Origin of the sequence: Aromatoleum anaerobium (assembly GCF_012910705.2) — a bacterium.
GTDB classification, from domain to species: Bacteria; Pseudomonadota; Gammaproteobacteria; order Burkholderiales; family Rhodocyclaceae; genus Aromatoleum; species Aromatoleum anaerobium.
Genome location: NZ_WTVG02000039.1, coordinates 489,992 through 510,147, shown reverse-complemented (window position 1 = coordinate 510,147; position 20,156 = coordinate 489,992). Strand labels below are relative to the sequence as shown.

Here is a 20,156-nt window from a genome sequence, read left to right as displayed (position 1 = left end):
GCACGCCACTTATGACCCACCAGACCCTTTCCGGCCGCGCCGCCATCGTCGGCCTCGGCGCGACCGAATTCTCGAAGAACTCCGGCCGCACCGAGCTGCGCCTGGCGATGGAGGCGACGCTCGCCGCACTCAAGGATGCGGGCATCGACCCGTCCGAAGTCGAAGGCTTCAGCAGCTACACGATGGACAAGGTGCCCGAATACGAGATCGCGCGCCTGCTCGGCTGCAACAACGTCAAGTTCTTCTCGCAGATCCCGCACGGCGGCGGCGCGGCCTGCGCGCCGGTGATGCACGCGGCGATGGCGGTGGCGACCGGCGTCGCGAAAGTCGTCGTCGTGTTTCGCGCGATGAACGAGCGCTCGTGGTATCGCTTCGGCACCGGCACCTATGGTTTCGGCTCGACGCCGATCTTCGAGAACGTCAATTACGGCTGGTACATGCCGCACGGGCTGCACACGCCGGCGGCGTGGGTCGGCATGTTCGCGCAGCGCTACATGCACACCTACGGCGCGACCTCCGAGGACTTCGGCCGCGTCGCAGTCGCGGTGCGCGACTTCGCCGCGACCAACCCCGCCGCGTTCTTCTACGGCAAGCCGATCACGCTCGCGGACCACCAGGCTTCGCGCTGGATCGCCGAACCGTTGCATCTGCTCGACTGCTGCCAGGAGTCCGACGGCGCGGTCGCGATGGTCATCACGTCCGCCGAGCGCGCGCGCGACCTGCGGCAGAAGCCGGTGATCATCAAGGCCGGCGCGCAGGGCATCAGCGGCGGCCAGCAGAGCATGACGTCGTTCTACCGCGAGGACATCACCGGCCTGCCCGAGATGGGCGTCGTCGCGAAGGAGCTGTACGCCCAGTCCGGCCTCGGCCCCGACGCGTTCCAGACCGCGGTGATCTACGACCACTTCACGCCTTTCGTGTTGCCTCAACTGGAAGAGTTCGGTTTCGCGAAGCGCGGCGAAGCGAAGGATTTCATCCGCGCCGGCCATCACGCTCGCGGCGGCAAGCTGCCGATCAACACGCACGGTGGCCAGCTCGGCGAAGCCTACATCCACGGCATGAACGGCGTGGCCGAAGCGGTGCGCCAGGTGCGCGGCACCGCGGCGAACCAGGTCGCCGACGTCGAGAACGTGCTCGTCACGGCCGGCACCGGCGTGCCGACCAGCGGCCTCATCCTCGGCACCGCCTGAGCGGCCGGCAGGAGACAAACCATGTTCGTCGATCTCACGCCCGACCAGCACGCCCTGCGCCGCAGGGTGCGCGACTATTTCCAGGACCTGATGACGCCCGAGCTGCGCGCGAGCCTGCGCGGCAAGGAAGGCGGCGAGGACTACCGCAACATCGTCCGCAAGATGGGCCGCGACGGCTGGCTGGCGGTGGGCTGGCCGAAGGAGCACGGCGGGCAGGGCTACGCCGCAACTGAGCAGCTGATCTTTTTCGAGGAAGCCAACATCGCGGGCGCGCCGCTGCCTTTCGTCACGATCAGCACCGTCGGACCGGCGCTGATGGCGCACGGCAACGCGGCGCAGAAGGCGAAGTTCCTGCCCGGCATCGCCGCGGGCGAGATCCTGTTCGCGATCGGCTATTCCGAACCCGGAGCCGGCAGCGACCTCGCCGCGCTGAAGACGACGGCCCGCCCCGAAGGCGATCATTTCGTCGTCAATGGCAACAAGCTGTGGACCTCGGGGGCCGAGGCCGCCGACTTCATCTGGCTCGCCGCCCGCACCGATCCGGAAAGGCCGCGCCACAAGGGCGTGTCGATCCTGATCCTCGACACGACGCTCGCCGGCTTTTCGCACACCGTGATCCCGACCTGCAGCAATCCGACCGCCGCGACCTATTACGATAATGTGCAGGTGCCCGCGGACATGCTGGTCGGCGAGCTGCACGGCGGCTGGAAGCTGATCACCGCCCAGCTAAACCACGAACGCCTGGGACTCGGCTCGTGGTCGGACAAGGTCGCCGGGCTGTTCCGCCGCGTGTATCTGTGGGCGAGGCGCACCGACGAGAACGGACGCCGCGCCGCCGACCTGCCGTGGGTGCGCGCGCTGCTGGCCGAATGCTACGCGCGGCTGGAGGCGATGCGGCTGATCAACTTCCGCATCGCGGCCGACCTGGAGCACGGGCGCATGGATGTCGCGCTGGCGTCGACGACCAAGGTGTATGGATCGGAGTCGGCGATCGAGATCCTGCGCAAGCTCTCCGAGATCGTCGGCGCAAGCGGCCTGGTGCGTGCGGGCTCCGCCGCGGCGCAGTTGCTCGGCGAACTGGAATACGAAGTGCGCGCGTCCGTCACGCTGACCTTCGGCGGCGGCACGAACGAAATCCAGCGCGAGCTGATCGCGCAGTTCGGACTCGGCATGCCGAAGACGGTCCGCTGAGCACAGATGAGGATGCGGCAATGAGCGGAATCGACGATTTCCGGAAGGAAACGCGGGCCTGGCTGGGAGCGAACTGTCCTGCCTCGATGCGCGGGCCAATGCCCGACGGCGAGCTGGTGTGGGGCGGAAGCGAAGTCGAATTCAAGTCGGAAGACCAGCGCCTGTGGTTCGAGCGCATGCGCGACAAGGGCTGGTTCTGCCCCGACTGGCCGAAGGAATACGGCGGCGGCGGGCTGTCGCCGGAACAGAACGCGGTGCTCGAGGCCGAGATGCGGCGCCTGAAATGCCGCCCGCCGCAGATCAACCTCGGCATCTGGATGCTCGGTCCGGTGATCCTCGAATTCGGCAGCGAAGCGCAGAAGCGCGCGCTGCTGCCGCCGATGGCGCGCGGCGAGATCCGCTGGTGCCAGGGTTTTTCGGAACCCAACGCGGGCTCCGACCTGGCGAGCCTGAAGACCTCGGCCGTCGATGCGGGCGACCACTTCGTCGTCAATGGCACCAAGATATGGACGTCCTACGGCGACAAGTCGGACTGGATGTACATGCTGGTGCGCACCGACCCGGACGCGTCGAAGCAGCAGGGCATCAGCCTGCTGGTCGTCGACATGAAATCGCCGGGCATCGAGGCGCGGCCGATCGATCTCATCAGCGGCAAATCCTCCTTCTGCCAGGTCTTCTTCGACAACGTGAAGGTGCCCAAGCGCCAGCTCGTCGGCCCCCTCAACGGCGGCTGGACGCTGGCCAAGGCGCTGCTGCAGCACGAACGCCGCGCGATGTCCAAGTTCGGCGAGTTCAGCCTGCCGAACCATGTCGACCTGCTGTCGGTCGCCGCGCGCTACCTGCCGCCCGCCGATGCGGGAACGAGCGCCGAGGTCGCGCTGCGTGCCCGCGCGCTAGCGATGGCGATGGACGAGCATGCCTACACGCTCACGGCCCAGCGCATGGGCGAAGAGATGCGCGCCCGGCAGGACGTGTCGGGGCTGATGGCGATCATGAAGCTCGTCCATTCGGAACAGGAGAAGGACAAGCTCGAAGTGCTGCTCGACGTGATGGGTCACCGCGCGCTCGGCTGGGAGGGCGACGCGTTCGACAGCAGCGAACTGGCGCTGACCCGCGCGTGGCTCGGGAGCTTCGCGCAGACCATCGCCGGCGGCTCATCCGAGGTGCAACTGAACGTCATCGCCAAGCGGGTGCTGGGTCTGCCCGAAGGCAAACAGGGAAAGTGAGGAGTCGGCTGCCATGAGTCTGGTGTATTCCGAGGAGCAGCGCCTGCTGGCCGATACCGCGGCCGAGTTCCTGCTCGCCCGCAGCCCGGTCGCCGCGCAGCGCCGCTTGCGCGACGAGGGCAAGGCGGAGGGCTTCGGCGACGCCCTGTGGAAAGAGATGGTCGACATGGGCTGGAGCGCGATTCCCTTCCCCGAGGCGCTGGGCGGACTCGCCTTCGGCTGCATGGGACTGGGCGCGGTGTTCGAGTCCATGGGCCGCAACCTCTCGGCCTCGCCGCTGCTGTCGAGCATCGTGCTCGGCGGCACGCTGATCGAGCTGGCGGGTTCCGAAGCGCAGCAGGCCGAATGGATGCCGCAGCTCATTGCGGGCGACAAGCGCATGGCGCTGGCCCTCGACGAGAAGCCGCGTCACGATCCGGCGGCCACCGCGCTGCGTGCGGAACGCCACGGTAACGGCTGGCTGCTGCAAGGCGACAAGCGCTTCGTGGCGGATGGCGTGGGCGCGGATGCCTTCATCGTCGTCGCCCGTAGCGCGGGTGCGCCGGGCGAGCGCGACGGACTGAGCCTCTTTCTCGTGCCGGCGGACGCCCCCGGTCTGCAGGTGTCGCCGATGCAGATGATCGATTCGCGCAACCATGCGCAGCTGCGCCTGGACGGTGTGCGTGTCGATGCTTGCGCCTTGATCGGCGAGGAAGGCGGTGCGTGGGGCCCGCTCGACGCCGCACTCGACCGCAGCCGCGCGTGCCTCGCGGCGGAGCTGCTTGGCATGACGCAGAACCTCTTCGACACGACGGTCGAATACCTCAAGACGCGCGTGCAGTTCGACGTGCCGATCGGCTCCTTCCAGGCGCTGCAGCATCGCGCGGCGTGGTGCTACGCGCATCTGCATCTCGCGCGCAGCGCGGTGATGGCCGGGCTGGCCGCGATGGACGATCCGAAGCTCGATGCCGCCGGCCGTGCCCGCCTCGCGAGCCTCGCGAAGTGGAAGGCCGGCGACGCCGCCCACCGCATCAGCCGCGAGGCGGTGCAGATGCACGGTGGGATGGGCGTCACGGACGAGCTCGACGTCGGCCTGTTCCTGAAGCGCATCCGCGTCGCTCAGGCTGAACTGGGGGATGCGGACTTCCACTGCGATCGCTACGGGGAGTTCGTCGAGGCGCAGTGACGGCGCTTCGCCAAGTAAAACACGGGGGCGTCGGTTCAGACCGACGCCCCCGTGTTTTTTAGCGATGCAGCGTACGTGGTACCGGAGCGGGATCAGGAGCGTGCCGAGGCGCCCCGGATGGCCTTGACGGCCTCGGCGGCGGCCGCGTCGTGGGCGGGATTTTCCGGCACGGTCAGCGTGATCCGGTCGGCGAGGCCCCCGAAGCGCGAAACCAACCGCTCGGGGAGTTCGTCGTAGCGCCCGTACACGAGGAAGGTGTCGAGCACCTCGTCGGTGAAGATCGAAGGCATGTCCTTCCACCGTTTCTGGCGCGTGAGTTCGAGCAGGCGTTCGCCGACGTGCTGCCAGCCGAACAGCTCCAGGCTCGGCCAGTAAGCGGGGGTCGAGAAGAGGAAGGCGAGCATGTCGCGGAAGCGCTCGCGTTCGGACGCGACAGTCGCGTCGTCCGGGCCAGTGGCGACGAACTGGCTGGCGCTGACCACCGGCTTGGCACGCCCCGCGTCGCGGTTTGCCGTGCCGACCGCGATCTGCGGCAGGATCACTTCCTTCAGGTAGCGTACCGAGGTATTAGTCGGGTGCGTGTGGATGCCGTCCGCGGTCTGGCCGACCAGCTCCAGCATCTTGGGGCCGACCGCACCGAGCATGAGCGGCACGTCGGGGGCGTCGATCGGGCCGGGATTGAAGAAGGGTTGCAGGCGGGTGAAGTGATAGTGCTCACCGACATAATCGAGCGGCTCGCCGGTGCGGAACGCGTGAAAGATCGCGCGCAGGGCGCCGACGTATTCGCGCATGCCGGCCGCCGGGGGCAGCCAGCGTGCAGAGTAGCGATCCTCGATGTTCTGCTTGATCTGGGTGCCCATGCCGAGCTCGAAGCGCCCGCCGGACATCTTCTGCAGATCCCAGCTCGCGAGCGCGACGTTCATCGGGCTGCGCGGGAAGACGATCAGGACCGAGGTGCCGACCTTCAGGCGGGTGGTGGCGGACAGCGCCTGGCAGGCGAGCAGCAGACCGTCGTGGATCGCGTCGGACACGAACAGGCCGTCGTAACCCATCGCTTCGACGCGCTGCGCGAAGCGGCCGATGTCGGCGAGGTTGAGGTGTTCCGGCGTGGAGGCGAAGATTTCGAACATTGGGGGCTCCGGGACGGGCGGGGTCAAGGGTGAAATCGGGCAGCGGCGCGGTGCCGTCGAGGCGCATCACCTCGACCGCGAGTTCACGCAGCAGTGGCAGGCTTAGCACGATGCGACCGGACAGGGTGGACTGCGGGCGGGAGCACAGCGCGAGCGCGGCTTCGGCCATCGCCTCGATCGGCTCCATCTGGGCGAGCTCGTCGATCGAGCCGCTCTTCAGTGCCCCGTCGCTGGCGACCGCTTCGACCGGGGCGAGCGTATTCACCGCGATGTTGTCGGCGGCGAGTTCCATTGCCATGCCGGCGCTGAGACGTTCGAGAGCCGCCTTGGTCGAGCCGTAGAGCGTGGGCGAGTGCGTGGTGTGGAAGCGGAAGGCGCGGTCGTCCGGCGTGTAGGGCGCGGGGCCGGGAACCTCGCTGGTGGCGCTCGACAGGTTCAGGATCCAGCCGCCGCCGCGCGCCTTCATCGATGCGATGACGAGCTGCGCCAGATGATGGGGCGCAAAGAGGTTGACCGCATAGGCGAGCTGCACGCGCTGGGGCGGCTGGGTGTAGCCGGCGCCGAAACGTGCCCAGGCGGCGTTGTTCACGAGGATGTCGACGCCGCCGTAGCGGGCGATGGTGTCGGCGACGATGCGCTCCCGGTCCGCCTCGCTGGCGAGATCGGCCTGCACGCACAGGCAGTCGCCACCTCGGGTGCGGATGCGTGCCGCGGTCTCGTCGAGCGAGCCGGGCAGCTTGCCGCCGGGTTCAATCGTGCGGGCGACGAGGACGACCTTCGCGCCCTCGGCCGCGAAGCGCTCGGCAATGGCCGCACCGATGCCGCGGCTCGCACCGGTGACGATCGCCACCTTGTCCTTCAGGGTATCGGGCATGGCTGCGTCGTCCTCAGTGCTGGCGGTAACGGCGCTGGACGTGCTCCTGCCGGATTGCGATCTGATGCCGGCGTTCCTCGGCGGTGATCAGGCGGGTGTCCGCCGGCAGGTGCTGGCGCACGTCGGCGAGAGGTACTTTCTTCCCCGTCGCCCAGGGGAGGTTGTCCTTGGGTTTGACGGGATACGCCCAGCGCACGGCCATGTAGCCCTCGGGCTGGCCGGTGGTGTCGAGCCAGTTGGCGATGCCGGGATCGCTGTGCGCGATCACGAAGCGGTACACGTTGTCGGCGTCGCGGTGGGCCTGCAGGCCGCCGAGGCTGCTCTGGTAGTTGGCGAAGTCGAGCGACTCGCCCCACATGTTGCCGAGGCTGAAGCCGATATACACCGGATCCACCGGCTGGTGGAGCTCGACCACCAGGGCCTCGTCGGGCGCAAGTTCGAACATGCCGCCGCAATACACGTTGGTGGCCATCCCACCCGCGGTCGCGAGCGAGGCCGCATTGGGCGTGTTGAACGCGTTGCGTGGCATGAAGCAGCGGTCGTCGCCGTTCATGTCGCCGTAGCACTCGCACACGACGGCGTAGAACTCGTTCCAGAAGTGCACCTGGTTGCGCGTGAAGCGGCCGACGTCGGCGATCTGCTTCGCCGCGACTTCCGGCGTGTAGGGCGGCATCGGCTTGCCGAGCAGGTCGTTGCGGTAGATGAAGAGTTCGAGGAGATCCTCGTTTTCCCAGTCGCTGAAGAGCTCGCGCAGCATCACGAGCTGGCTGACGTATTCGCGCGTCTCGCTGCTGCCGTCCTTGTGGGTGCGGGTGCGGCTGGCGCGCGGGAGCATGAAGTTCCCTTCGTAACCGGGCGGCTTTTCGGGGGCGAGCAGGATCTCGAAGCTGCCGTCGGGCTCGACCTTCAGTTCGGTGCTGTCGAGCTCGGCGCAGTTGATGCGCGAACCGGGCTTGAGCTCCTTGAGGCTGCCGCTTTCGCCGGAGTAGCCGCTGGGCGCCTCGAAGATCACGTAGTGCGGCGCCTTGCGCACGCCGGCCGGCGCCTGCTCGCCGCGCCAAGCGCTGGTGTCGCCGGCGCGCCCGCGGATCGTGTAGCTGTGGTTGCCGTCGATCGGCGCCATCAGGTAGATCGCGTCGCAGTTGTCGATGGTCGAGCGGTTGAGCGGCTGGATCGCGCGCACGAAGTAGGGGAACTCGGGCGTCGGGCCGAGGCAGCGTGAGATCGAGCCGTACAGGAAGCCGAGCACGTAGCGGTAGCCCTCGGCGAGGTTGCGCGGGGTGGCTGGCGGGGGCCACAGCTTGGGGTCGTCGATCGCGTTACGCGCGTCCTCGAGCTGCGCGATCATGCCATCCCAGGCCTCGCGTAGCAGGGAGGCGGCGTCGCGGGTGGCGGCGTCGCGCGGTTCGACGTGCGCCTTCACTGCGGCGAACACTTCGTCGTGCAGGGGGTTGGGTTCATGCATGGGCCGGCTCCTTCTTCTTGTCGTCGTTGTGGGTGGCGGGGACGTCCTCGTCCCAGCGGAATTTTTCGAACAGGGGCGCGAGGCGCTGCCGGATCTCGCGGTCGTCGAGGCCGAACTCGGCGAGGCTGTAGCGGTGTTCGGTCTCGTGGCGCTTGTTGCGGGCGGACTCGGCATCGAGGAAAGCGGCATAGTCCGGCGTGATGTCGAGGCCAAGCTCGCGATACACGTCCTCAATCGTGCCCTTGGGGTCGGCGGTGAGCCGCCGGTAGTCGATGACTGCGCAGGGGGTTTCGGGATGGCGGCGGAGCACTTCGAGGGGGTAGAGGTAGGTCTCGTATGACAGCCCGGTCATGACCTCGTTGGACTCGCGGATGCGCTCCTGCGACAGGTTGCCCTGCAGCTTCCATCCCACGTTCAGCAGTTTGAGCAGGCTGGGGATGGTCTCGTACGGATTGCGGTAAAGGACGACGAAGCGTGCATCCGGGAAGGTCTCGATCAGCGACTCGACGCGGCCGCAGTAGGTCGGGTTCTTGCTGAGGTGGATGCTATCGCTGCCGTTGAGATAGAGCTGGCGGCGCACGCACTCGCGGTAGAACTTCATCATCCGCCGGCGGCTCGCGGCCGGGCGGCGGTCGATGTGGAAGAAGTCCAGCTCGCTCATGTAGGGCAGCTTGGTCAGCCAGAAGCCCGACGCGCACGAGTTGAAGTACATCAGGTCGTCTTCTTCCGGGATCGTCAGGCCCATCTTGTGGATGTGCTGGGTGGGGCCGAATTTGCGCTTCTCCCAGGCCTGCAGCCTGCGTTCGAGCGTGCGGCCGAGGAGATGCGCGTCGACCCACGCGATCAGGCGCACGAGCTTCTTCTGCACGAGCGAGGGCAGCAGCAGTTCGTAATACCTGAAGGCCGAGAAGCGCTTGTCGGCGGTCATCAGGCGGTGCGCCAGCGTGGTGCCGCTACGGGCATGGCCGATGATGAAGACCGGTGTCTTCACCCGCGTGAGCCACAGCCTGGGGAAGAGGATGCCGTCGAGGAAGAAGCACACCACGGTGATCGTCGCGCGCAGGGGAATGTGCAGCAGCAGCAGCTTGTAGAGCCCGCGCCGCTGGCGCCGGTTCGACTCCTGACCCACCAGGCGCAGCAGCTTGAACCAGACAGTGAAATCGAAGTAGTAGAACAAGTCTGTCTCCTTATTCGTTGGCTATGTCACCGTTCGCTGTTGAAATTGCCCCAATGCGGCTGCCAGCAGGGTATCCGGGGAGCGAATACGCTGAGCATCCAAGGCGCGGCGCCAGCCCAAGTAGTTTGGGAGGTACTTTGTGGCGACACCATGGAAGATGCCGAGCCAGGCGTGGAGACGGCTGTGGTAAGCATTGACGTTCTGGACGTGGTAGGCGCCCCGGACCCGGATGCCGGCGCTCAAATTGACCGCCTCATGGGAGAGTCCGGTATCGAGCGCGAAGTAGCGATAGGTCGGATTCCCGTCACTCACCAACAGCGCATCCGGATCAAGAACGGGCGGCAGAACCGTCTTGAGTTGAGCCTTGGTGATCTGCCCCTTGCCGGTGACGAAATCGAGGGTCTGCCCCGTGCGATCGCGGGCGACGAGAACGCAGACCTGCTCGTTGGAGAGGCCGCGCTGGGTTGCAGCGCCGCCGCGTTTGCGCGGCTTGCGAGCCAGTCGGCGACTGCCTTTGTCCGACTCGAGGAGATACGTTTCGTCCGCTTCGGTAATACCTTGCAGATGTGCCGGGCGGTCGTTCTTCGCCCACGTGAGGAAGCGATGGCGCCAACGAAAAGTCGTGTTCCGGTGCACGCCAAGCACCGCTGCCGCTTTGCGCACCGTCAGCGAATCGAGCATCGCCTGGCCGTAAGCCAACCATTTCTCCCTTTTACGCAACCTCGCCAATGGCGTGCCGGTGAGAGCGTTGAACGTCTTGTGGCAACTTCTGCACCGGTAACGTTGCAGCCCGCCCGCGAGGCCGTGCCGATACAAACTCTTCGCCCCACAGTGGGGACAGCCCCCGTCCCCACCCAGGCGGGATTCGATCAGCGTGCTGCACCGCGCCCCGTCATCGTCTTTTGCCAGCAACGCTTTCACCTGTTCGCGCTGCCGCCGGGTCAACGCCCGCAGCTGCTCGATCCACCGTTCAAATTCATGAGCTTTCATGGGGCACCCCGCGCGGTTTCGCTCTCAGAGGTAAGAGCCCGACCGCCACGGGAGGGTTCCACAGCTAACGGTGACATAGCCTATTCGTTCGAGGTGCCTTCGGCGGGCACTTTCGTGAGGTAGCGGACGAGCATCGCGTGCAGTTCGTCGATGAAGGCCTGCGTCATGATCAGGTCCGGGTTGCGGTCAAGGGTGGTGTGGATCGTGCCTTCCAGGGCATGCACGACCATCTGGGCGGCGAGCGCGTAATCGGTGACGCGAAGCACCTGCTGGTGGCGTCGCAACGCCGAAGGCAGCCAGTCGGTCGTGGTCGGCTTGTCCGGATAGCGTTTCCGCGAGTAGGACTCGAAGTCGTATTTCCAGTGGATCTCGAGATAGAAGTCCTGTAGCTGCTGGTACAGCCGGCGGTGCCGTGCGACGTGCTCCTCGACGAAGAAGGCCAGCGTCGAATCCAGGGAATCCTTGGCGAGGGCGATGGTCTGGCGGTCGAGGCGCTTGATCTCGTCGAGCTCGGACATCAGCAGCTCGTTGCAGATGTCGGCCGCGATCGCGTGCTTGTCGGCGTAGTACTGATACAGGCTGCCGATGCTGATGCCCGCGACTTCGGCGATCCGGTTGGTGGTCAGGCGCGCATGGCCTTCCTCCTTCAGGATGCGCAGGGTGGCCTCGCGAATGGCTTTCAGCGTGGCTGCTGCGCGCGACTGGGTGGGGCTGCGACGAAGAGGGGAGTGACTGGTAGCCATGCGCTTCTCGTGCCGGTGACGGGTTCATTGGAGCCCAACGGGCTGGGGTCTGCCTACTCGCATTCGGTGCCGCATGCGCGTCTGTCGTACAGATGGAAAATTCATCAAAACAACCACATGCGATGCGCTCGACTTTCCGTATGACATAAACTGAAGAAAGCTCGGTTTTTACGCTCCGCTTGCCGAACTCGCGCCCCAGGCGGCGAAGTGCGGGTTCGCGAAATCGGGCTTGCCGTAGTGCAGGGCCGGGCCGTCCAGCATGCGAACGATGCCGCCGGCCGCGCGCAGCACCGCATCGCCGGCTGCAATGTCCCATTCCATCGTGCGCCCCAGGCGCGGATAGACGTCCGCCTCGCCCGCGGCCACGAGGCACAGCTTGAGCGAGGAGCCGGCGTTGGTCTGGCGGGCGACCTTGCGCCCGGCGAGGAAGGCGGCGAGCGCCTCGACGTCGCCGTGCGAGCGGCTGGCGACCACAGTCAGCCCTTCGGCGGGCGGCGTGCGGGCGGCGATGCTGCGCCGTGCGCCGCTGTCCTCGGTGAAGGCCCCCAGTCCGGCCGCGCCGGCGAACAGGCGGTCGAGGGCCGGCGCGAACACGACGCCCAGCACCGGCGCGCCGTGTTCGACGAGGGCAATGTTTACGGTGAACTCGCCGTTGCGGTTGATGAACTCCTTCGTGCCGTCCAGCGGGTCGACGAGCCAGAAGCGCTCGCCCACGGCCGGAATGTGCCCGGCGGAGGCTTCTTCCTCCGACACCACCGGGATGTCGGGGGTGAGCCGGGCGAGCTCGGGCAGGATCAGGGCCTCGGCCCGTTCGTCCGCTTCGGTGACGGGCGAGGCGTCGGTCTTGCCGCGCACGGCAAAGTCGGTCGCGTAGATCTGCATGATGGCAGCGCCCGCGCTGCGTGCGACCGGGAGCAGGGCGTCGAGCAGGCTGCGGTGATCGGATGTCGCGTTCATGATTCTTCCTTCCGTTGAGGTACGGGGTGGCCGGCCCCGCGCGGGGCCGGCGGGATGTCAGTTGGAGATGATTCCGCGCTGGCGCAGCGCGGCGATCACGGCCTCGGCGGCCGCCTCCAGCGACAGGCGCGTCGTTTCAAGTCGGATCTCGGCGTTCTCGGGGGCCTCGTAAGGCGAGTCGATGCCGGTGAAGTTCTTCAGCTCGCCGCGCCGGGCTTTCTTGTACAGGCCCTTGACGTCGCGCTGCTCGGCGACCTCCAGCGGCGTGTCGACGAAGATCTCGACGAATTCGCCTTCGTCGACCAAGGCGCGTGCCATCTGCCGCTCGGAGCGGAACGGGGAGATGAAGGCCGTCAGCACGACCAGTCCGGCATCGACCATCAGTTTGGCGACTTCGGCCACGCGGCGGATGTTCTCGACGCGGTCGGCATCGGTGAAACCCAGGTCCTTGTTCAGGCCGTGGCGCACGTTGTCGCCGTCGAGCAGGTAGGTATGGTGGCCGAGCGCGTGCAACTTCTTTTCGACCAGGTTGGCGATCGAGGACTTGCCCGCGCCGGACAGACCGGTGAACCACAGCATGCAGCTCTTCTGATGCTTGAGCGCCGCGCGCGCAGCCTTGTCCACGTCGATGTGCTGCAGGTGGATGTTGTGCGCGCGGCGCAGCGCGAAGTGCAGCAGGCCCGCGCCGACGGTGCTGTTCGACAGCCGGTCGATCAGGATGAAGCCGCCGGTGTCGCGGTTGTCTCGATGGGGGTCGAAGGCGACGGGACGGTCGAGGCTGAGGTTGCACACGCCGATCGCGTTGAGCTCGAGCGTCTTCGCTGCGACGTGTTCGAGCGTATTCACGTTCACCTGATACTTGATGTCTGTGACGGTCGCGGTGACCGTCTTTGCGCCGATCTTCAGCAGGTAGGGGCGACCGGCGAGCATGGGCTCGTCGTGCATCCAGGTGATCGTGCATTCGAACTGGTCGGCCACCTCGGCCGGCGCCTCCACCGTGGAGATCACGTCGCCGCGCGAAATGTCGACCTCGTCGGCGAGGGTCAGCGTGACCGACTGCCCCGCAACCGCGCGCTCCAGGTCGCCGTCACGGGTGACGATGCGCGCGACGGTGCTCTCCTTGCCGGAGGGCTGTATGCGGATGCGATCTCCCGCCGCGATGACGCCGCTGGCGACCGTGCCGGCAAAGCCGCGGAAGTCGAGGTTCGGGCGGTTCACCCACTGCACCGGCAGGCGGAAGGGAGTGCGCTGCATGCGGGTGTCGTCCACCTCCACCGTTTCGAGGTAGCCCATCAGCGTGGTGCCGCGATACCAAGGCATCGCCTCGCTCGGGCCCGTGATGTTGTCGCCCTTGAACGCCGACATCGGGATGAAGGTCACGTCGGCGAGCCCGAGCTGGGCGGCGAACACGCGGTAGTCCTGGACGATCTGGCGGTAGACCTTCTCCGAATAATCGACCAGATCCATCTTGTTGACGGCCACCACGACGTGGCGGATGCCCAGCAGACTGATCAGGTAGCTGTGGCGCCGGGTCTGGGTGAGGATGCCCTTGCGCGCGTCGACCATCAGGATGGCGGCGTCGGCGGTCGAGGCGCCGGTGACCATGTTGCGCGTGTATTGCTCGTGGCCCGGCGTGTCGGCGACGATGAACTTGCGCTTGTCCGTCGAGAAGAAGCGATAGGCGACGTCGATCGTGATGCCCTGCTCGCGCTCGGCGGCGAGGCCGTCCACGAGCAGCGCGAAGTCGATTGCATCGCCCTGCGTGCCGTACTTCTTGGAGTCGGCTTCGACGGCGGCGAGCTGGTCCTCGAAGAGCATCTTCGATTCGTAGAGGAGGCGCCCGATCAGCGTGCTCTTGCCGTCGTCGACGCTGCCGCAGGTGATGAAGCGCAGCAGGCTCTTCGTTTCGTGCGCCTTCAGGTACTGCTCGATGTCGGTGGCGATGAGGTCGGAGATATGTGCCATGTCAGAAATATCCTTCCTGCTTCTTGCGTTCCATGGAGGCGGCCGAATCGTGGTCGATGACGCGGCCCTGACGTTCGGAGGTCTTCGTGAGCAGCATTTCCTGGATGATCGCCGGCAGCGTGTCGGCCCCGGATTCGACGGCACCGGTGAGCGGGTAGCAGCCCAGCGTGCGGAAGCGCACCTTCTTCATCATCGGCACTTCGCCCGGCTTCAGAGGCATGCGCTCGTCGTCGACCATGATCATCGCGCCGTCGCGCTCGACCACGGGGCGCTCGGCCGAGTAGTAGAGCGGCACGATGGGGATGTTTTCGAGATGGATGTACTGCCAGATGTCGAGCTCGGTCCAGTTCGAAAGCGGGAACACCCGCATCGACTCGCCCTTGTGCTTGCGGGCGTTGTAGAGCTTCCACAGCTCGGGGCGCTGGCTCTTGGGGTCCCAGCGGTGCTGGGCGGTGCGGAAGGAGAAGATGCGTTCCTTGGCGCGCGACTTCTCCTCGTCCCGGCGCGCGCCGCCGAAGGCTGTGTCAAAGCCGTATTTGTCGAGCGCCTGCTTGAGACCCTCGGTCTTCATGATGTCGGTGTGGATCGCGGAACCGTGGGTGAAGGGATTGATGTCCTTTTCCATGCCTTCGGGGTTGATGTGCACGATCAGGTCCAGGCCGAGCTTGGTGACCATCTCGTCGCGGAACCGGTACATGTCGCGGAACTTCCAGCGCGTGTCGACGTGCAGCAGCGGAAAGGGCGGGCGCGCCGGGTGGAAGGCCTTCATCGCGAGATGCAGCATCACCGCGCTGTCCTTGCCGATCGAGTAGAGCATCACGGGGTTGTCGGCCTCGGCGACGACCTCCCGCATGATGTGGATGCTCTCGGCTTCGAGCCGTTGCAGGTGGGTGAGTGTCATGGGTTCTCCAGCTTGGTTGCAGGATTTCGGGACGTGGGTGGTCTGGCCGTGCCGGTTTGCCGGCGCGGGGTGGGTACGATTGGTGGGTGGGGATCAAGCCGGTGCGCGGAGACGCAGTACCGGCCGGGGTGGTGACGTCGGCCCCGTGCCGTCGCCCGCGTCGGCTGCCTTCGGGGCCTCGCCGTCGCAATCGTTTTCCTGCCCGATCGCTTCGTACAGGGTGGATCGCTGCCGCAGCGGCCGTTGGCAGCGCGTCGCAATCGCGCGCAGGTCGTCGGTTTCCATCAGCTGTCCGTTCGCTCCGCCGGCTGCGCGGGTGATCGACTCATACATCAGCGTGCCGCCCAGATCGTTCGCGCCAGCCTGCAGGCAGAGCGCGGCGCCTTCCGCGCCCATCTTCACCCACGAGGTCTGGATGTTCGGGATCAGCGGATGGAGTGCGAGGCGGGCGACGGCGTGCATCAGCACTGCCTCGCGCAGCGTCGGGCCGGAGCGGGCGCGGCCCTTGTGCCACAGCGGGGACTCCATATGCACGAAGGGCAGGGGCACGAACTCGGTGAAGCCGCCGGTCCTCGCCTGTAGCCCGCGGATCGCGAGGAGGTGGCGCGCCCAGTGCTTCGGCGCGTCGACGTGGCCGAACATGATCGTCGCGGTGCTGCGGATGCCGAGTTCGTGCGCGGTCTGCATCACTTCCAGCCATTGCGCGGTGTCGAGCTTGTCTGGACAGATGATGGTGCGGACCTCGTCGTCGAGGATTTCCGCCGCGGTGCCGGGCAGCGTGCGCAGTCCGGCCTCGCGCAGACGCAGGAGGTAGTCGCGCAGCGACAGGCCTAGCGTCGCGGCACCATGGCGGATCTCCAGCGGCGAAAAGGCGTGGATGTGCATCTGCGGGGTGGCGCGCCGCACGGCCGCAAGCAGCGACAGGTAGGTCTCCCCGTCGTAGTGCGGGTGGATGCCGCCCTGCATGCACACCTCGGTCGCGCCGCGCAGCCAGGCCTCCTCGGCGCGCGCCGCGACCTGGTCGGCTTCGAGCCGGTAGGCCGGGCCGCGCAGCGTCGAAGCGGCATGGCTCTTGGCAAACGCGCAGAAGCCGCAGCGGTGCTGGCAGATGTTGGTGTAGTTGATGTTGCAGTTGCGCACGTAGGTCACGGTGTCGCCGACCGTCTGGCGGCGCAGCGCGTCGGCTGCCGCGAGGACGGCGTGCAGGTCATCGCCGTCGGCGTCGAACAGACGCGTGATCTCGGCCTCGTTCAGCGCCTCGCCGGCGGCCGCCTTGTCGAGCACGGTGCGGATGGCATGCGAGGGTTCGCGACCGGATGTCCGGGCGAAGCCCTGCAAGGCCGCCGCGGAGGGGGGTTTACCGCTGCCGGCCAGCCAGTCGTCGGGCCGCGCGTATCCGCTCGCATCCGCGCGGCGCAGCACGGCACTGCCGACCGCAGGTGCGGTCCAGCGCGCCAGCTCGCGCACGTAGGACGGGATCAGCGGCAGGCGCTGACGCAGGTGGCGTCCGTGACGGGCGGTCTCGGCCGCCAGGGCGTCGATCTGGGGCCACGCCGCCTCCGGATTCACATGGTCGAGCGTGACCGGCGAGATGCCGCCCCAGTCGTTGATGCCGGCGCGCAGGAGCGGTTCGAGTTCGCCGGGGCGCAGGTTGGGAGGCGCCTGGATCGACATGTGCGCGCCGAAGATGAGGCGGGTCATCGCGATCGTCCAGGCCTGATCATCGACCCCGGGTTCCTGCGCGCCCGCCATCACGGTGCCGGGCTTGGCGCGGAAGTTCTGCACGATGATCTCCTGCAGATGGCCGTGCTGCTCGTGCAATTCCCGCAGGGCGAGCAGGGAGTCGATCCGTTCGTCGCGTGTTTCACCGATGCCGATCAGGATGCCGGTGGTCATCGGCACGGCGAGCTCGCCGGCGCGGCGCAAGGTCGCGAGGCGGGCGTCCGGGTGCTTGTCGACGCACTTCCAGTGCGGTCCGCCGGGTTCGCACAGGCGGGCAGAGGCCGATTCGAGCATGATGCCCATCGACGCGGCCACCGGCCGCAGCAGCGCGATCTCGTCGGCGCTCATGGTGCCGGGGTTCAGGTGCGGGAGCAGGCCGGTCTCGCGATGGACGAGCGCGGCCATTTCCGCGAGGTATTCGATCGTCGAGGTGTGTCCGAGCACGGCGAGGGCGTCGCGCGCTGCCTGGTAGCGCGACTCGGGGCGCTCGCCGAGGGTGAACAAGGCCTCGTGGCAGCCCGCCTCGGCGCCCGCACGCGCAATCGCGAGGATCTCCTCGGCGTCGAGATACGCACTGGGCACGCGCCGGGGCGTGGTCGCGAAGGTGCAGTAGCCGCAGGTGTTGCGGCACAGCCGGGTGAGGGGAATGAAAACCTTGCGCGAATAGCCGACGCGGGGGCCATGGCCCGCGAGGGTCAGGGCTTCCGCCGTGTCGAGCAGCGCGTCGAGCGGGGCATGCAGGGAAAGCTGGCGGACTTCGTCGCCGGGCAGGCGCAAGCCTGCACGGGCGCTCGCGAGATGGCTTAACAGGTGATCAGGCATGGCGTCGGACTCCGGCGGAGGTGGGGGGTGGGCGCGAGCGCTGCGGGCGGCAGGCAGGCGAGATCGGCGGGCGTGTCGATGTCGAACGCGAGCGAATCCAGCTCGGGCAGCGCGGGGGCGATGCCGCGGGCGTGAGCGGCGGCGAGGTGGCGGGACAGGCTGTGCGCGCCGAATTGAAAACTGAAATCCGTGACCCCCGCGACGAAGAGGGCATTGGTGCCGGAGCCGTGGCGGTCGGCAGCCAGCGCCATGCCCTGGGACCGCCCGCAACGCACGAAACAGTCGATGTCGGCGGCGCGGACCAGCGGCAGGTCGGCGTGGATCACGAGCAGTTCGTCGGCACCCCGGGCCCACAGGCGCGAGGCGCCGGCCGCGAGGGCGTCGTTCAGGCCCTGGCCGCTGTCCGGCAGGCTCAGGATGGCTGGCGGAACGCGCTCGGGTTCGCAGCACACGACGGCGATCCGGTCGATCTCGCGCGCATCGGCCAGCGCGGCGAGAACGCGCTCGAGCATCGACTGCACGAGGCTCGCCCGCTCCGCGTCGTCCAGCACGCCCGCAAGACGGCTCTTGCCGAAGCGGCGCGCCTTGAGCGGTACGAGGGCCCAGCAGCTCATCGCGGCGCTCCCGCCGCGCGGGCCATCGCGTCGGCCGCCCGCTGGGGGGCGGTGCGCTGGGTCCGGCGGGCGAAGTGAAGGTCGTGGCGTCGTGTCTGCATGGTCTGTGTGCGCTTCCTTGGGAAAATTGAAACACCTCGGATATGGCGCCGGCTACTCGCTTTGGACTGTTATTCAGAAAGTTTAATGGCTTAAAAAAGTCATATGAAACAGTAGTTTGGTTGATTTATATTTATGCTTTGCGGGCAAACATGAGAAAGCTCGGTTTTTGGGGCGTGACGATTCCTTCGCGGGGCGACGAAAGGACTTCAGCGTCGGGACGTGAGGCGGGAGGCGAACGCCAGGGTTTCGCGCGCGACGCGGACGCGATCCTGCGGCGTCCGCATCAGGGTGTCGGTGACATGCACGGGCAGCGCGATGCGCGCCTGCAGATGCGCGTCGCGAACGTCGAGGACGAAGCCGTCGAGCAGGTTGCCGTAGTAGCGCACGATCTCGTCCGCGCAGACCGGCACGCCGAGTTCGGCCATGATCTTCGCGGTCGGCCCCTTCACGGCCGTGCCGCCGACCAGCGGGGAGACGGCGACGATCGGCACCCCGGCCGCCTGCAGACGGGCGCGCAGCCCCGGGACGGCGAGGAGGGGCGCGATGCTGAGGTAGGGGTTGGAGGGGCAGATCACGATCGCGTCAAGCGCGTCGTCGGCGAGAGCCGTCAGCACGGCGGGCGCAGGGGCCGCGTCGGGCGCGAGGCTGAACTCGATCGAGCGCGTCACCGGACGGCACTGGTGGCGGACGAAGTAGTCCTGGAAGTCAAAGACGCCTTCGTCGGTATGAACGCGCGTGCGTAGCGCCTGATCGGACATCGGCACGATGTCGGCGCGGATGCCCAGGCGGCGCGCGAAGTCGGCCGTGATCGCGGAGAGCGTTTCCCCGGAAGCGAGCCGGCGGGTGCGCTCGACGTGGGTGGCGAGGTCGCCGTCGCCGAGGCGGAACCAGGTCTCGCCGCCGAGCCGGGCCAGCGCGTCCATGAAGCTCCAGGTCTCGTCGCGCCGCCCCCAGCCGGTTTCGGGATTGGCCACCCCGGCGAGTGTGTAGAGCGCGGTATCGACGTCGGGCGAGATGTGCAGGCCGAGGTGCGTGAAGTCGTCGCCGGTGTTCACCACCACGGTGAGCCGCGCATCGTCGAGTGCATGCAGCAGGCCGTCGGCGAGCTTCGCGCCGCCCACGCCGCCGCTCAGCGCGAGGATGTGCCGATTGTTCATCGAAAAAGATCCGCCTCAAGCGGGCGCAGCAGCGCCTTGCAATCGACTTCCGGCGCGGTGGGCATGAACCCGCTCGCCAGCACCACCGGCATCCCCTCGCTGCCTTCCCCCATCACGATCGCGGCCCCCGCGGCGATGGCGTCGGCAAAGGCGGTTTGGGTGATCTGCAGCGTGCGGCCGTGGCGGTCGGGGTCGCCGCGCCGGTCGATCAGGGCCGGAACGCCGGCTGAACCGAGGGCGACGTTCACGACGCCGTTGCGCCAGGGCCGGCCAAAACTGTCGCTGACGATCACGCCGACGGTCTTCCCGGTGCGAGCGCGGAGCCCCTCGCGCAGCGCCGCGGCGGATCTGTCGGGGTCGAGCGGCAGCAGCAGCGCGCGTTCGCGCCCGGCCTCGCCGGGAACGTTGGACAGGTCGATGCCGGCGTTGGCCATGACGTAGCCGAGGCGGTGGCGCACGATCAGCACGCCCGGCACCGCACGCAGCACGTCGGTCGACTCCGACAGCGTCAGCTCGACCAGACGCGCGTCCTTGCCGGTGATGCGGGCGAGTTCGAGGGCCTTGTTCGAGGGTCTGACCTCGTCCAGCCAGGCGAAGCGTCCTTCGGCCTTCGAGACGATTTTCTGCGCGACGACGACGATGGTGTCGGGCTCGAGCGCGATCGCGTGCGTATCCAGCGCTTGCCCGATGAGCTCGTGCAGCGCGTCGCCCGACCGGACCTCCGGAATCCCGGGAAGCGCCTCGAAGCAGAGTCGGCGACGCATC

15 protein-coding genes and 2 pseudogenes are annotated in these 20,156 nt (G+C 67.4%); 4 read left to right on the top strand and 13 right to left on the bottom strand.

What is annotated here, in order from left to right; translation table 11 throughout:
• The first annotated feature begins 11 nt into the window (after positions 1–11).
• From GO606_RS14640 to GO606_RS14625, 4 genes are read left to right on the top strand one after another with little or no spacing between them, the layout of a single operon-like run.
• Positions 12–1,190 carry a lipid-transfer protein gene (locus GO606_RS14640; protein ID WP_169118515.1) on the top strand — a complete coding sequence of 393 codons (1,179 nt, stop codon included), beginning with the start codon at positions 12–14 and terminating at the stop codon, positions 1,188–1,190.
• Between the two features lie 21 nt (positions 1,191–1,211).
• Positions 1,212–2,381, top strand: a complete 1,170-nt coding sequence (locus GO606_RS14635; RefSeq protein ID WP_169118514.1) for an acyl-CoA dehydrogenase family protein — start codon at positions 1,212–1,214, stop codon at positions 2,379–2,381.
• A 20-nt stretch (positions 2,382–2,401) separates the two neighbouring features.
• Complete coding sequence (locus GO606_RS14630) at positions 2,402–3,607, top strand: acyl-CoA dehydrogenase family protein (protein ID WP_169118513.1); 1,206 nt, start codon at positions 2,402–2,404, stop codon at positions 3,605–3,607.
• A gap of 13 nt (positions 3,608–3,620) precedes the next feature.
• Positions 3,621–4,772 carry an acyl-CoA dehydrogenase family protein gene (locus tag GO606_RS14625; protein WP_169118512.1) on the top strand — a complete coding sequence of 384 codons (1,152 nt, stop codon included), beginning with the start codon at positions 3,621–3,623 and terminating at the stop codon, positions 4,770–4,772.
• A gap of 92 nt (positions 4,773–4,864) precedes the next feature.
• Here the strand turns inward: GO606_RS14625 and GO606_RS14620 are convergent, their stop codons facing one another.
• From GO606_RS14620 to cofE, 13 genes and pseudogenes are all read right to left on the bottom strand, one after another.
• The gene (locus GO606_RS14620) at positions 4,865–5,824 is read right to left on the bottom strand and encodes a TIGR03617 family F420-dependent LLM class oxidoreductase (RefSeq protein WP_246979613.1); all 960 of its coding nucleotides are present in this window, start codon (positions 5,822–5,824) and stop codon (positions 4,865–4,867) included.
• Positions 5,825–6,206: 382 nt separating this feature from the next.
• A pseudogene (locus tag GO606_RS14615) lies at positions 6,207–6,776 on the bottom strand (SDR family NAD(P)-dependent oxidoreductase); the annotation flags it as partial.
• Between the two features lie 13 nt (positions 6,777–6,789).
• The gene (locus GO606_RS14610) at positions 6,790–8,241 is read right to left on the bottom strand and encodes a UBA domain-containing protein (RefSeq protein WP_169120782.1); all 1,452 of its coding nucleotides are present in this window, start codon (positions 8,239–8,241) and stop codon (positions 6,790–6,792) included.
• Positions 8,234–9,418: a sulfotransferase family protein gene (locus tag GO606_RS14605; protein WP_169120780.1), complete on the bottom strand. Its 1,185-nt coding sequence runs from the start codon at positions 9,416–9,418 to the stop codon at positions 8,234–8,236. The genes GO606_RS14610 and GO606_RS14605 overlap by 8 nt, the downstream gene beginning before the upstream one ends.
• 21 nt (positions 9,419–9,439) lie before the next feature.
• Positions 9,440–10,408: an IS1595 family transposase gene (locus GO606_RS14600; protein WP_246979431.1), complete on the bottom strand. Its 969-nt coding sequence runs from the start codon at positions 10,406–10,408 to the stop codon at positions 9,440–9,442.
• 80 nt (positions 10,409–10,488) lie between these two features.
• Positions 10,489–11,151: a TetR/AcrR family transcriptional regulator gene (locus tag GO606_RS14595; protein ID WP_169120700.1), complete on the bottom strand. Its 663-nt coding sequence runs from the start codon at positions 11,149–11,151 to the stop codon at positions 10,489–10,491.
• A 168-nt stretch (positions 11,152–11,319) separates the two neighbouring features.
• Entirely contained in the window at positions 11,320–12,108 is a 789-nt protein-coding gene (cysQ, locus tag GO606_RS14590) for a 3'(2'),5'-bisphosphate nucleotidase CysQ (RefSeq protein WP_169120702.1), read from the bottom strand.
• A 57-nt stretch (positions 12,109–12,165) separates the two neighbouring features.
• Positions 12,166–14,073 (bottom strand): sulfate adenylyltransferase subunit CysN, encoded by a 1,908-nt coding sequence (gene cysN, locus GO606_RS14585; RefSeq protein ID WP_169120704.1) that lies wholly within the window; start codon positions 14,071–14,073, stop codon positions 12,166–12,168.
• 1 nt (position 14,074) lies between these two features.
• Positions 14,075–14,977: pseudogene (cysD, locus tag GO606_RS14580) on the bottom strand (sulfate adenylyltransferase subunit CysD); the annotation flags it as partial.
• Between the two features lie 90 nt (positions 14,978–15,067).
• On the bottom strand, positions 15,068–17,518 hold the full coding sequence (gene cofH / locus GO606_RS14575; RefSeq protein WP_169120144.1) for a 5-amino-6-(D-ribitylamino)uracil--L-tyrosine 4-hydroxyphenyl transferase CofH: 2,451 nt from the start codon (positions 17,516–17,518) through the stop codon (positions 15,068–15,070).
• Positions 17,500–18,132 (bottom strand): 2-phospho-L-lactate guanylyltransferase, encoded by a 633-nt coding sequence (gene cofC, locus GO606_RS14570; protein ID WP_169120142.1) that lies wholly within the window; start codon positions 18,130–18,132, stop codon positions 17,500–17,502. The genes cofH and cofC overlap by 19 nt, the downstream gene beginning before the upstream one ends.
• Before the next feature lie 308 nt (positions 18,133–18,440).
• Complete coding sequence (gene cofD, locus GO606_RS14565; protein ID WP_169120140.1) at positions 18,441–19,391, bottom strand: 2-phospho-L-lactate transferase; 951 nt, start codon at positions 19,389–19,391, stop codon at positions 18,441–18,443.
• Positions 19,388–20,155, bottom strand: a complete 768-nt coding sequence (gene cofE, locus GO606_RS14560; RefSeq protein WP_169120138.1) for a coenzyme F420-0:L-glutamate ligase — start codon at positions 20,153–20,155, stop codon at positions 19,388–19,390. Before cofE ends, cofD begins: the two co-directional genes overlap by 4 nt.
• Position 20,156 lies beyond the last annotated feature (1 nt).

Coding starts and splice junctions, on each gene's coding strand:
- GO606_RS14640 (WP_169118515.1), top strand. CDS start 12: ATGACCCACCAGACCCTTTCCGGCCGCGCCGCCATCGTCGGCCTCGGC.
- GO606_RS14635 (WP_169118514.1), top strand. CDS start 1,212: ATGTTCGTCGATCTCACGCCCGACCAGCACGCCCTGCGCCGCAGGGTG.
- GO606_RS14630 (WP_169118513.1), top strand. CDS start 2,402: ATGAGCGGAATCGACGATTTCCGGAAGGAAACGCGGGCCTGGCTGGGA.
- GO606_RS14625 (WP_169118512.1), top strand. CDS start 3,621: ATGAGTCTGGTGTATTCCGAGGAGCAGCGCCTGCTGGCCGATACCGCG.
- GO606_RS14620 (WP_246979613.1), bottom strand. CDS start 5,824: ATGGGTTACGACGGCCTGTTCGTGTCCGACGCGATCCACGACGGTCTG.
- GO606_RS14610 (WP_169120782.1), bottom strand. CDS start 8,241: ATGCATGAACCCAACCCCCTGCACGACGAAGTGTTCGCCGCAGTGAAG.
- GO606_RS14600 (WP_246979431.1), bottom strand. CDS start 10,408: ATGAAAGCTCATGAATTTGAACGGTGGATCGAGCAGCTGCGGGCGTTG.
- GO606_RS14595 (WP_169120700.1), bottom strand. CDS start 11,151: ATGGCTACCAGTCACTCCCCTCTTCGTCGCAGCCCCACCCAGTCGCGC.
- cysQ (WP_169120702.1), bottom strand. CDS start 12,108: ATGAACGCGACATCCGATCACCGCAGCCTGCTCGACGCCCTGCTCCCG.
- cysN (WP_169120704.1), bottom strand. CDS start 14,073: ATGGCACATATCTCCGACCTCATCGCCACCGACATCGAGCAGTACCTG.
- cofH (WP_169120144.1), bottom strand. CDS start 17,518: ATGCCTGATCACCTGTTAAGCCATCTCGCGAGCGCCCGTGCAGGCTTG.
- cofC (WP_169120142.1), bottom strand. CDS start 18,132: ATGAGCTGCTGGGCCCTCGTACCGCTCAAGGCGCGCCGCTTCGGCAAG.
- cofD (WP_169120140.1), bottom strand. CDS start 19,391: ATGAACAATCGGCACATCCTCGCGCTGAGCGGCGGCGTGGGCGGCGCG.
- cofE (WP_169120138.1), bottom strand. CDS start 20,155: ATGCGTCGCCGACTCTGCTTCGAGGCGCTTCCCGGGATTCCGGAGGTC.